The organism is Pedobacter sp. P26 (assembly GCF_050632135.1).
Classification (GTDB): domain Bacteria; phylum Bacteroidota; class Bacteroidia; order Sphingobacteriales; family Sphingobacteriaceae; genus Pedobacter.
In genome coordinates this window covers 5,433,882-5,446,521 of record NZ_CP192574.1, presented here as the reverse complement: position 1 = coordinate 5,446,521, position 12,640 = coordinate 5,433,882, and the positions used below count along the sequence as shown (strand labels likewise).

The window sequence follows — 12,640 nt, the reverse complement described above, 5'->3', positions numbered from 1 at the left end:
AATATTTATTTATTCAGAAAAATCATAATTGCTCATGCTTGTTCCAACGAGCATATAGATAGTTGGTCATATTTACGACTTATATCCTAAATTTAAATTTATATCATCTTTTACGATGAAATCGTAAGGCTATTACTGCGCTCGTTAGAAACGAGCGCAAGCAAAAAAGCAGCTACAAATTAATGCAGCTGCTTTGTAAGCTATTTTTAAATCCGTTTATTACTGCGGGCTTTGTTGTGGGAAGAACATTGATAAACGGCCTTCGAGGTTGTTGAATGTTTTCTGCAGCTTCTCGCTCAACTTATCCTGACCTGCAGCTTTACTGGTTTTAATCATTCTGTCCAGATAATATAAGCCGGTTTGAATATTCTGAGATCCGGTTAAACCTTTTGATTGTGAAATATCAGCCAGATAGTTTAATTCCTTATTGATATAATCCCCAGATTTGTCTAAAATATCATTCGCTCTGGCAGTTTCTCCTAGTTTATATAAGTTTTCAGCCATATAGAATTTCACTACAACGGTACGGATGCCGAAGAATTTATCAGGCATTACCGCGAAATATTTATCTACTACTTTTTTAGCTTCAGCAATTTTACCTTCTTTAATTAAGCTGTTGGTTAAGCTACTGAAGAGGTTCGTAAAAATGAAAGTATCATCTGATGATTGCGGATCTAAATATTTAGCAGTTTTCATATTTCCCCACTTAAATTTAGTCATCACATTATTATATAAAACAGGCGTGTTCAATTGCTCTGGTCTATCTTCAGATGCTGTTGTGTCAGCTTTAAGCGGTAATAAACGCATGGCCAAACCTTCACTGTATAAATATTTATCCAAACCATTATATTGCTCAGAAGGTACAGTAGAAGCGAAATAAATCGGACGTTTCCAGTTGTTATGTGCAAGGATATCGAACATAGCCAAAGTTCCTTTAGTAACATAACCTTTATTGAATTTCCAATCCATTGTGGTAGTAATTTTTGAAGCATCAGCTGCAGGCACTGTTCCTGTGCTGATTACTTGCTGAGGATCTACCGTAATTTTAAGGTTTTTAGTTGGCAGAAAATTAGATTTTGATCCATCTTGCATGGCTACTTTATCGCTCTCATCGTTTGATAACAATAAATCAACTACATTTTTAAGCTCAACATTACCTGCAATTTTATAATCATCATAAGGCATTACATCTCTTTCACCCTGTACATATTGTTCAGGTTTCATGGTAATTGGCAATGGAGCCGATTCATTTTGTTTTTGTCTTAAACCGTTGATGTACCAATCTGTATCAAATAAACTTAAGTTTACAATGCGAACATCAGGACGAACATTCTCTACCTCCTGGATATACCAAAGCGGATAGGTATCATTATCGCCATAAGTAAATAAAATGGCATTTGGTGCACAGGATTGTAAGTAATCCAGCGCGATATCATGAGGGACCAGTTTCGTAGAACGGTCATGGTCATCCCATCCCTGCTCGGCCATAATTACCGGAGCAGCCAATAAACCGATAACCGTTGCACCAATGGCACCGGCAGTTGGAGTTAGTTTTTTAAACAACCACTCTTTAATGGCCAGTGCCCCGAGCCCAATCCATATCGCAAAGGCATAAAAAGATCCTACATAAGCATAATCCCTTTCACGAGGTTCCAGAGGCTTTTGGTTTAAGTATAATACAATCGCGATACCCGTAAAAAAGAATAACAAAGCCACTACGCCAGCATCTTTCTGGTTGCGTTTAAAGTGCCAAAGTGCGCCAATTATTCCCATAATCAACGGTAAAAAGAAGAAACGATTGTATGCTTTATTATCAACTGTTGATGGTGGCAAATGACTTTGATCTCCACGTAACCAGCTATCAAACGGTTTAATACCACTAATCCATTCTCCTTCAAATCCGCTTCCCTGACCTTGTTCATCGTTCTGGCGACCAACAAAATTCCAGAAAAAGTAACGCATATACATGTAGCCGATCTGGTAGCTGGCCAAAAAGCCAACATTATCAACTAAATTCGGGTGTTTACTATCATCCAAATGCATCCACTCTTTATAAAAACTGGCATGTTTAGGGTCGTCGCTATACATACGTGGCAATAAAGTGTTGTTGCTGTATTCGTAATCGGTTTTTTTACCCGCTACCTCGTATTTGTCTTTTCCTTTTCTCCAGATGGTTTTACCTTCTGTTACACCTGTTCTTTCAGAGTTATAATTAGGACCGTAACCCAATGGCCTATCGCCATATTGCTCACGGTTTAGGTAACTTAAGAAAGAGAAAGCATCTTTAGGTGCACTGTTATTTAAATTCGGATCTGCTTTTGCCCTGATGATGATCATCGAGAAGGATGCATAACCGAAAATGATTAAAACGGTAGAGATTAAACCTAAGTTTAATAATTTCTTTTGATGCTTGATCGAATAACGGATCCCCCAAACCAGGGCACCGATTAATAAAATGGCGAAGAATAAAACGCCGGTTCCAAAACCAAGACCTAATGTATTTACAAAGAACAGATCGAAATACGCACCGAACGAAACCAGGTATTGGATAATACCATATTGGATTACTGCTAAAATTAAGATACCAACAATAAGTGTTTTGAATATACCTGCTGTGGTTGCTTTATCTGTTCTTTTGAAATAATAAATAAAAGCAAGTGCCGGGATGGTTAATAAGTTTAACAAGTGGATACCGATTGATAAACCCATAATATAGGCGATAAACAGTAACCAACGATCGGCGCGTGGCTCATCGGCATGCGCTTCCCATTTAAGGATAGCCCAGAATACAATGGCTGTGAATAAAGAGGATTGCGCATAAACCTCTGATTCTACAGCCGAAAACCAGAAACTATCAGAGAAAGTATAAGCCAGAGCACCAACGGCACCCGCACCCATAATACTGATCAATTTACCGGTTGTTAATCCTTCACCAGCTTTTAACACCGTTTTTTAGCCAATGCAGTGATGGTCCAAAATAAAAATAAGATAGTTGCCCCGCTTGAAACAGCCGAGCCTACGTTCATCCAGTAAGCAATTTTGGTTAAATCTCCAGCTGCAAAAATGGAGAAGAAACGTTGGATCATTAAGAATAAAGGCGCACCAGGCTGGTGAACAACCTGCATTCTAAATGCCGATGCGATAAATTCACCGCAATCCCAAAAACTGGCAGAAGGCTCTAAGGTTAAAACGTAAGTTAGTGTAGCAATTAAAAAGCAGATCCAGCCTACTATATTATTAACTTTTGAATAATTCATTGGTTTGTTTAATGATATTAAAAATTGTTTTCACATAAAAATGCTGCCGAAATTAACTATTCTAGTCGATAAAACAGGTAAATTTTTGCATTGATTTAACAATTTTTAACGGCTTAAGGCCTTTAACATAAAGGATTTTAATTTATTGGAAAGCAAAAACCCACAAGCAGAAATGTAAAATCTGCCTATGGGTTAAATTTAGAATGTTTTTTGCCTATCCTGCGGCAAACGGGGTAAACCTTACAATCAGATCGTTGTATTGTTTCTCAAGGCTTTTGCTCAGTGCTGCTTGTTTAAATACCTCTGTTAATTTTACCATTTGCCCTAAATAACTAAGATAGAAACGTACATCCTGTTCTGATGACAGCTGATTTTTACTCTCTGAAACATCGGCCAGGTGGGTAAGTTCCTTGCCCACATAATCGGCCGTTTTTTTGATCATTGCATTGGCACGATTTAAATCATTTAACCGATACAGGCTTTCGGTAAAATAATAAGTGCTCATTACCTGGCGCATACTGTAAAATTTAGATGGGATTACCGCAACATACTTGTCCGCTACTTTTTTGCTCTCCGCAATTTTGCCTTCGTTGATCATGCCGTTTAATAAACCATTAAACATATTCGATAACATGGTTACATCATCAGCAGATTGCCTGTCTAAATGATTGGCATTTTTGATATTACCAAAACCATACACATTCATCAGGTTGTTATACAAAGGTTTAATGTTGATGCGCTCATAATCTTCTGTAATGGCTGTATCGGGTTTTAATGGAAGCAGCCTTTTGTTCAATCCTTCCGAATAAAGGTATTTGTTCAATCCTACGTATTGCTCATCTGGCATGGCTCCGGTAAAATAAATCGGCCGTTCCCAGTTGTTATGCGCCAAAATATCAAATAAAGCCAGTGTACCTTTGGTTACGTAATTTTGGTTAAATGTCCATTCCATGCTGCTCGCAATTTTGCCTGCATCTTCTTTGGGTATCGTACCTGTATCCAAAACCTGTTGTGGACTTACCGCAAGTTTCAGATTCTTAGTCGGTAATACATTGTATTTCGAGCCATCGTTCATGGTTACCTTATCTTCATCGTGATCGGAGAGGAGTACATCCAAAATTTGCTGTAATTCGATATGTTGTGCAATCTTATAATCCTGGTAATACATAATGTCCCTCGTCCCTTCAACATATTGCTCAGGTTTTAGGGTGATAGGAAGTGGTGCCGATTCATTTTGCTTTCTGCGCATGCCATCGATATACCAATCGGCAGTAAATAAACTCAGGTTTACCACCCGCACATCCGGACGTACATTTTCCACTTCCTGCGCATACCAAACAGGGTAGGTGTCGTTATCGCCGTAAGTAAATAAAATGGCATTGGGCGCACATGATTTAAGGTAATTGACTGACATATCCCTGGCTACGTGGCTATCAGAACGGTCGTGATCGTCCCAGCCCTGGTTGGCCATAATAATCGGTGCACCGAGCAAAGCAATAACCGAAGCAAAGATACTTGCACGTACAGGCGTTAGTTTTTTGAAAATAAAGTCTTTTAATCCAAATACACCTAACCCTATCCAGATGGCGAAGGCATAAAATGAGCCTACATAAGCATAATCCCTTTCGCGGGGCTCAATCGGTACAGAATTTAAGTAAACAACAATCGCAATTCCGGTAAAAACGAATAATAAACCGATAATGCCGGCATCTTTTTGGTTGTGTTTAAAGTGCCAAACTGCACCAATTAAACCGATGATTAAAGGTAAAAAGAAAAACCTGTTATAGGCTTTATTCTCTACAATAGACGGCGGCAGATTTTTTTGACTGCCAAGCCTGATGGCGTCTACTGGTTTAATGCCACTTAGCCAATTGCCATCTTTTCCGCCAAACTGTCCATCTTCGTTATCCTGCCGGCCTACAAAATTCCACATAAAATAACGCATATACATCTGTCCGGTCTGGAAAGAGAACAGATATTTTAAATTATCGATAAGTGTAGGTTTATGTGCATCATCAAAACCCATATAACTTTTGTAAAACCTCACATGTTCAGGTTTATCACTGTACATCCGTGGCATTAAAGTTTTATCGGCAAAAACATAGGCTGATTTTGTTCCAGCCGGTTCGTATTTTTTGTCGCCTTTACGGATAATTTTGCCCGTTTCTTTAATGTCGATTTTTTCTGAATTGTAATTCTCCCCATAAAGTAAAGGCCTGTCGCCATATTGGTCGCGGCCCAGGTACCTCGAAAGCGAGAATACATTATCCACGTTATAATTGTTCAGGTTAGGTTTGGCCTGTGCTCTGATAACCAATAACGCAAAAGAACTGTATCCAAATAAAAGTAATACAGTGAATAACAGGATCAGGTTTAAAGCCCTTTTGTTTTTAAGGATGGAATAACGGATACCATAAACTAAGCTTCCGATCAATAAAACAGCAAAAAATAATATCCCCGAACCAAAGCTAAGGTTCATGGAATTTACAAAAAAGTAATCGAAGCTTGCTGCAAGCGATACCACGTATTGGATGATACCAAATTGCACCACAGCTAAAGCTGCGATGGAAACAAAAAATATTTTTAGAACACCTTGCCAGCTTGGCGATGGATTCTTTTTAAAATAATAAACAAATATTAATGCAGGAATGGTAAGCAGGTTTAAAATATGCACGCCGATAGAAAGTCCCATAATATAGGCTACAAAAAGTAACCATCTGTCTGCTTTTGGTTCATCAGCCTGCGATTCCCATTTTAAGATACCCCAAAATACGATGGCGCTGCAAAGCGATGACATGGCATAAACCTCAGCCTCTACTGCCGAAAACCAGAAACTATCAGAAAAAGCATAAGCCAGCGCGCCAACCAGGCCGGCACCCATAATGCCAATGATTTGCTGTTTGCTGATTTCTTCCCCTTTTTTAATCACTGTTTTCTTTGCCAAAGCGGTAATGGTCCAGAATAAAAACAAAATCGTTCCTGCGCTTGCAAGGGGCCGAAGCAATATTAACAAAATAGGCTACTTTAGTTTTATCGCCAAAAGCCAGGGCAGAGAATAATCTCTGGATCATAGAAACAATGGGTGCTCCAGGCTGATGCACGACCTCCATACGGAAAGCTGAGGAGATGAATTCCCCACAATCCCAGAAACTTACGGATTGATCTAAAGTTAAGATGTACGTGAGTGCGGCAACGCTAAAACAGAGCCAGCCTCCAATGGTGTTGATCCTTGAGTAATTCATAGTTTAATTTTAGTCTTTGATAATAAATGATTTAAGTGGTTAGCGGTAAAAAAGTCGTAGAAAAAAATAAAATGTTGCACCGGATATGATCATTTTTTTATCTTTGCATCGCAAACAAAGAACAGCAGGAAAGAAATTGAAAATATTTTAAAATCACTCTTGCATATTTAAAATAAGGTTCCTACATTTGCATTCCCTTTCGAGGAGAATATCCTTGAAAAGTTTTTGTCCGATAGTATAAGGGTAGTACAACGGTTTTTGGTACCGTTTGTCTTGGTTCGAATCCAGGTCGGACAACTACAAATTTAATAACGGATCATGTTTTAAATAGACATGATCCGATTTTTTTAACCGTAACTACACGAACCCATGCCATTGCAGTTTAACCCGGTAAAGCTTTTTTCCGGAACAGGTTCTAAGGGATTATCACTTAAGATTGCCGAGCACTACGGCAAGCCACTTGGTAGCGTCACCATTCACAAATTCAGTGATGGAGAGTTTCAGCCTTCCTTTGATGAGTCAATCCGTGGTAGTGATGTTTTTCTAATCCAGTCTACTTATCAGCCCAGCGATAATTTAATGGAACTTTTGCTAATGGTTGATGCGGCTAAAAGAGCATCAGCACATTATATTACAGCAGTGGTTCCTTATTACGGTTTAGCCCGTCAGGATAGAAAAGACAAACCGCGTGTAGCAATCGGTGCCAAATTGGTGGCTAACTTATTGAAATCAGCAGGTATTCACCGTATTATGACGATGGATTTACATGCTGCACAGATACAGGGTTTCTTTGATATTCCGGTTGATCACTTAGATGGATCGGTAATCTTTGTTCCTTATATCAAAAGCTTAGGCTTAAAAAACTTAACCATTGCATCGCCAGATATGGGCGGTTCTTACAGGGCGCGTACTTTTGCAAAGTTTTTTAACGCTGAGGTAATTATTTGTGATAAACGCCGTAAACGTGCCAACGAAATCGAATCAATGTCGATTATTGGTGATGTAACCGGACAGGATGTTGTATTGATCGATGATATCTGCGATACTGCCGGTACCTTATCAAAAGCTGCGGCTTTGATTATGGAAAACGGTGCAGCAAGTGTAAGAGCGGTTTGTACACATGCTGTATTATCGGGCAAAGCAATCGAAACCGTAGAAAATTCGGTATTGACAGAACTGATAGTAACCGATACGATCCCGTTAAAACAGGAGAGTCCGAAAATAAGAGTGCTAAGTACAGCCAGTTTATTTGCAAGGGCAATTGCCAATGTAAACGAACACGGGTCAATTAGTGATCTGTTTAGAGTGTAGTGCAAAGCGTTTAGCGATAAGCGGTTAAAACGCCAAACGTCAAACAACAAGAAGAGCATAATTAAGGTTGAAGGTGAAAAGTTAAAGGCGTAAGGCTTTTACTTGATACTCGATACTTACTACTAATAAATAAATATAAATAAAAAATGAAAACAATCGCAATTAGCGGTTCTCCAAGAGAGAACGTAGGGAAACGCGATGCCAAGGAACTTCGTTACGAAGGTAAAGTTCCGGCGGTATTGTATGGTGGAAAAGAGCAACAACACTTAGCTGTAGTTATTGCTGATTTAAGAGATGTTATTTATACCCCGGAAGTTAACTTTGTGGAAATTGATGTAAACGGTACTAAAACTAAAGCTATTGTTAAAGATACTCAATATCACCCACTTACCGACGTATTAATGCACATCGATTTTCTTCAGTTATTCGACGAGAAAGAAATCGTTATGGAGATCCCGGTTAAATTAACAGGAACTTCTCCAGGTGTTAAAATGGGGGGTAAATTAATTCAGAAATTACGTAAACTACGTGTTAAAGCATTACCAGCTGATATGCCACAAAACGTAGAGGTAAGCTTAGAGAAATTAGAAGTTGGTAGCTTATTCCGTGTTCGTGACCTTAAAGGTGATAAATACGTAATCACTAACACTCCTGAAGATACTATCGTTTCTGTTGCAATGTCTAGAGCATTAAAACAAGCAGAAACTGAAGCGGCTAAAGGTAAAAAATAATCAGGATTCTTAGGATTTTCCTGATTTTAAGATGAAGCGTTCCGATTTAAGTCGGAACGCTTTTTTGTTTTTAAAGAGGTCAATTTGCCAACGCTAACCGCTAAGTCCTTGATAGTATCTGGACTTGGGACTCAAGAATTCGGATTTCCGACTCCCAACTTTTTCACCTTCAACCCTCCAGCCTTCCCGCCCTCAACCTTTTTATTTATCTTTGCCCCATGAAATATCTTATAGTTGGCTTAGGAAATATCGGACCGGATTATGCGCACACCAGGCATAATATTGGCTTTGATATTGCCGATGAACTGGTTAAAGGTTTAGGTGGTAGCTTTGATAATATCCGTTTGGCCTATTATGCTGAAGTGGGCTTTAAAGGCAAAAAACTGCATGTAATTAAGCCTACTACTTTTATGAACCTGAGCGGTAAGGCCGTAAACTATTGGATGAAGGAACTGAAAATAGCACCAGAAAATGTACTCGTTATTGTTGATGACCTTGCATTGCCCCTGGGAAAGCTAAGATTAAAACTGCAAGGCTCTAGTGCCGGCCACAATGGTTTAAAAAGTATTGAAGAGGTTTGCGGTGGTCAAAACTATGCACGCCTTCGCTTTGGCATTGGTAATGATTATCCGAAAGGCAGACAAGTAGATTTCGTTTTGGGTTTGTTTGATAAAAATGAACAATTGGAGCTTCCTGCATTGATTGATAAAAGTGTAGAGTTGATTAAAAGTTTTGTTACGGTTGGGCCCGCTCATACCATGACGGCTTTTAATAAGTAGGTGGGTTAATTGGTTAACTTCATGCTGTCATCCTGAGCGCAGCGAAGGATCTTTTATAAGCCAAGAATATATAACCATATAAGTAACTATAAGAACATTTAAGCTTATGTGCCCTTAAATGCCTTATATGGTAAATAGAATAGGTAGTTAGATTTTTTGCTCCATACAACCCAAAACAGCAGCACTGCCCTTGCCACCTAAACCTGATCGCAGTGGTTCCGATTTTTCATCGGAAGGAACGGAGAGCGGGGCTGTACTAACCTAAAAGCATCTGCACCTGATTTCCAAAAAAAAGATAACATTATTGGCGCGTTAGTCTCGGAGTGTCGTCATTTCGAGCGGAGTGCAACGCAGTCGAGAAATCTATTTTCCAATTTAATCTGGCTCATAGATCTCTCCGTTCCGCGATGCTCCAGTCGAGATGACGATCTTTCTATAAGAATCTGTTATTGATAACTTAGTCAAAAGGCCAGCGCTTGCAATTACGAAAAGCTACTAAACAAAAAAAGACCATCTTTCGATGATCTTTCATGTAAATATGTTTCAGTTAGTGTTTATTTAACTTGTTCTTGAGCCCTTGCAATATAAGCATCAATTAATTGTGCTTCTGCGCTCTCCGGATATTGAGTTTTAACTTTAGTGTAAGCATCAACTGCACCTTTAAAATCTTTCAGGTTTTCGTTAACCAATCCTAATTTCTTTAAAAACATTGGTGAAGTAAATTTACTTGCTTTATCTGCTGCTTTTTTATAATATGTAGAAGCTTGTTTGTAGTCTTTCAACTCGCTATAGGCATCACCTAATAAACCTAAAGCCAATGGGTCTGCAACCGGGCTGCCGGTAGCGCTATATTTGTTCAATGACTCTATAGCTTGTTTATATTCGCCTTTACGTAAGTAAATGCCGCCCAAATAAAGGTTGGCTAAGTTTGCCGATTTTGTGTTATCGTACTCTTTAGCAATCTGCTCCAAGCCTGGGTAACCACCTTCACCTTTAACAGCTCTGTTCGACAATGAATCTACTCCAACAGATTGCTCTGCTTTGTACATTTTGCTGGCGGCTTCTTCAGCACGACCTTTTAAATACACGCCTTGATACCAAAGATATATTAAAACTAATAAAACTACAGCACCTGCAATAAACAGTAAGCTTTTATTATTCTCTTGTAAAAATGAACCTTTTTTAGTTGGTTGAATTGTCTGGTTATCTGTTGTAGACATGTTTGTTTAAAAAATTTAAGATTGCAAAAATACATTTTTCAATCAAAGTATCAATCTTTATTTTGAAGTATTTGATTAAACATTAGTTATTTAGGCCTGCAGATCGTAAAATCATCACGATCATTAGCGTAACAAGCTAATTAGTGTATTAAACCAGGTTTGGTTATCGCTAAAAATACCTGTGTGGTTAATGACCAGGTATACCGTTTGACTTTCCGATCGGCTCAGGGTCGATCGGATTCTAATGGGCTGCCAGAATGCACCGAAGTTTTTTGCGGATGAAGCTGGGAATAAATCGTCGAAGCCCATATAAACCTCTTCTATATGTGATAATGAAAGTTCCAATTGTTCATCTCCGGTAATAAAAAAGACCGTTGGAAGCCAACAAGATATCGCCCTCGTGATTGTGAACTGGTTTTAAAAACGAAAATAAACCTGCGATTTTTTTAATCCAGTTCGAATTTTTATCATTGGTCAGTTCGTGATCATAAGACCATAGAACATTCCCTTCTAACATTTTTTGTGCAACCATTTATTTTTCCTTGCGATGAAAGTACAGTTTTTTTAAATGTTATTAACGTTTATTTTAAACAATGAATGTTAAGAGGCTAAAAAAGGGTAAATTTGTGACATATTTATGTGGTTAAAAAATATTACCCTTCTAAATTTTAAGAACTATACCGATGCAGATCTCCATTTCTCGGAAACGGTAAATGTTTTTACCGGTAATAATGGCTCTGGCAAAACGAACATGCTTGATGCGATTCACTACCTGTGTCTATGTAAAAGTTACTTTAATCCCATCGATAGCCAGCAGATCAAAACCAATGAAGAGGTTTTTATGATCCAGGGCGATTTTGACCGCAACGAAAAAAACGAAAAAATTTCCTGCGGCGTAAAACGCAATCAGAAAAAGCAATTCAAGCGCAATAAAAAGGAATACGATAAACTGGCCGATCACATCGGACTTTTCCCGGTAGTGATGGTTTCTCCCTATGATGTAAACCTGATTATGGAAGGCAGTGAAGAGCGAAGAAAGTTTATCGATAATGTGATTTCGCAAACCGATGCGCATTACCTCGATCAGCTGATTACCTATAACCGTATTTTGCTAAACCGGAATGCTTTGCTAAAGCAGATCGCCATTACCCGAAAATACGATCCAACATTGCTCGAAATTTTGGATGAACAATTGGTTATTGCCGGCAATAAGATATTCTCCATCCGAAAAGCTTTTATGGATCAGTTTATTCCATTGTTTAACCAATATTATACCTACCTTACCGAAAATAAGGAAATCGTTGAGTTGAATTATCAATCGCAATTGAATGATGCGACCTTTGAGGAGCTATTGAAAAAATCTGTAGAAAAAGACCGTGTGCTGGAGCGTACCACAACTGGTATCCATAAAGATGAGCTGGCTTTTATCATCAGCGGAATGCCTTTAAAAAAGTTTGGCTCGCAAGGACAACAGAAGTCTTTTTTAATTGCCTTAAAACTTGCACAATACGCTTATCTCGCTAAAAACAAAGGGTTTAAGCCCTTGCTTTTGCTGGATGATATTTTTGATAAGTTAGATGATAACCGTGTTCAAAAACTAATGCAAATGGTTTCCCACCATGATTTTGGGCAGATATTTATTACAGATACAGGAAGAGAAAGAGTAAAATCAATTTTTGAAAAAATAGAAGTTGATGTAACTTTGTTCGAAGTAGATAACGGAGCGATACAAAATGCGTAAACCCAATGATGTTACCGTAAAAGATGCCATCAGCAAAATGCTGGATGTGTATCGTTTGCGCCGTAAGTTTGATGAAACTTCAATCTTGTCTATCTGGCCAGAAATTATGGGCACTGCAATTGCCAACCGAACCAAACAGATTTATATTCATGATAAGAAATTGTTCTTAAGGATAGAATCTTCCGTAATCAAAAATGAATTGATTATGGTACGACAAGGAATAATCCAGAAGTTAAATGAACACGCAGGCAGCGAGGTGATTACCGAAATGGTGTTTTTATAAGGCATAATAAAAGGGCAAAAGTTAAAACTTACGCCCTTTATATTTTACCAGGGACGATAATCCCGACTAAAGACTG

The 12,640-nt window shown here is 38.4% G+C and carries 11 protein-coding genes; 5 read left to right on the top strand and 6 right to left on the bottom strand.

Annotated features, from left to right (window positions below):
• Window positions 1-219: 219 nt before the first annotated feature.
• The 4 genes from ACQ86H_RS25275 to ACQ86H_RS25260 all read right to left on the bottom strand — a co-directional run bounded on the left by ACQ86H_RS25275 (window position 220) and on the right by ACQ86H_RS25260 (window position 6,499).
• Window positions 220-2,946 (bottom strand): DUF2723 domain-containing protein, encoded by a 2,727-nt coding sequence (locus ACQ86H_RS25275; protein WP_431292882.1) that lies wholly within the window; start codon window positions 2,944-2,946, stop codon window positions 220-222.
• Complete coding sequence (locus ACQ86H_RS25270; protein WP_431292881.1) at window positions 2,940-3,257, bottom strand: glycosyltransferase family 117 protein; 318 nt, start codon at window positions 3,255-3,257, stop codon at window positions 2,940-2,942. The genes ACQ86H_RS25275 and ACQ86H_RS25270 overlap by 7 nt, the downstream gene beginning before the upstream one ends.
• Window positions 3,258-3,471: 214 nt before the next feature.
• The gene (locus ACQ86H_RS25265) at window positions 3,472-6,201 is read right to left on the bottom strand and encodes a glycosyltransferase family 117 protein (protein WP_431292880.1); all 2,730 of its coding nucleotides are present in this window, start codon (window positions 6,199-6,201) and stop codon (window positions 3,472-3,474) included.
• Window positions 6,179-6,499: a protein O-mannosyl-transferase family gene (locus tag ACQ86H_RS25260; protein WP_431292879.1), complete on the bottom strand. Its 321-nt coding sequence runs from the start codon at window positions 6,497-6,499 to the stop codon at window positions 6,179-6,181. Before ACQ86H_RS25260 ends, ACQ86H_RS25265 begins: the two co-directional genes overlap by 23 nt.
• A gap of 369 nt (window positions 6,500-6,868) precedes the next feature.
• Between ACQ86H_RS25260 and ACQ86H_RS25255 the strand changes: the two genes are divergently transcribed.
• The 3 genes from ACQ86H_RS25255 (at window position 6,869) to pth (ending at window position 9,320) form a co-directional block, all read left to right on the top strand.
• Window positions 6,869-7,810, top strand: coding sequence for a ribose-phosphate pyrophosphokinase (locus tag ACQ86H_RS25255; RefSeq protein ID WP_029278327.1), 942 nt, complete (start codon window positions 6,869-6,871; stop codon window positions 7,808-7,810).
• Window positions 7,811-7,956: 146 nt separating this feature from the next.
• A complete protein-coding gene (locus tag ACQ86H_RS25250) occupies window positions 7,957-8,541 on the top strand; it encodes a 50S ribosomal protein L25/general stress protein Ctc (protein ID WP_138819897.1) in 585 nt (194 codons plus the stop codon).
• A gap of 218 nt (window positions 8,542-8,759) precedes the next feature.
• Entirely contained in the window at window positions 8,760-9,320 is a 561-nt protein-coding gene (pth, locus tag ACQ86H_RS25245; protein WP_121287706.1) for an aminoacyl-tRNA hydrolase, read from the top strand.
• A 554-nt stretch (window positions 9,321-9,874) separates the two neighbouring features.
• Here the strand turns inward: pth and ACQ86H_RS25240 are convergent.
• Window positions 9,875-10,540, bottom strand: coding sequence for a tetratricopeptide repeat protein (locus ACQ86H_RS25240; protein WP_121287707.1), 666 nt, complete (start codon window positions 10,538-10,540; stop codon window positions 9,875-9,877).
• Between the two features lie 123 nt (window positions 10,541-10,663).
• On the bottom strand, window positions 10,664-10,885 hold the full coding sequence (locus ACQ86H_RS25235; protein WP_431292878.1) for a hypothetical protein: 222 nt from the start codon (window positions 10,883-10,885) through the stop codon (window positions 10,664-10,666).
• A gap of 292 nt (window positions 10,886-11,177) precedes the next feature.
• Here ACQ86H_RS25235 and recF point away from each other — a divergent pair, with 292 nt between their 5' ends.
• A complete protein-coding gene (recF, locus tag ACQ86H_RS25230) occupies window positions 11,178-12,281 on the top strand; it encodes a DNA replication/repair protein RecF (protein ID WP_138819901.1) in 1,104 nt (367 codons plus the stop codon).
• Window positions 12,274-12,564 carry a DUF721 domain-containing protein gene (locus ACQ86H_RS25225; protein ID WP_090504909.1) on the top strand — a complete coding sequence of 97 codons (291 nt, stop codon included), beginning with the start codon at window positions 12,274-12,276 and terminating at the stop codon, window positions 12,562-12,564. Before recF ends, ACQ86H_RS25225 begins: the two co-directional genes overlap by 8 nt.
• The last annotated feature ends 76 nt before the right edge of the window (window positions 12,565-12,640 follow it).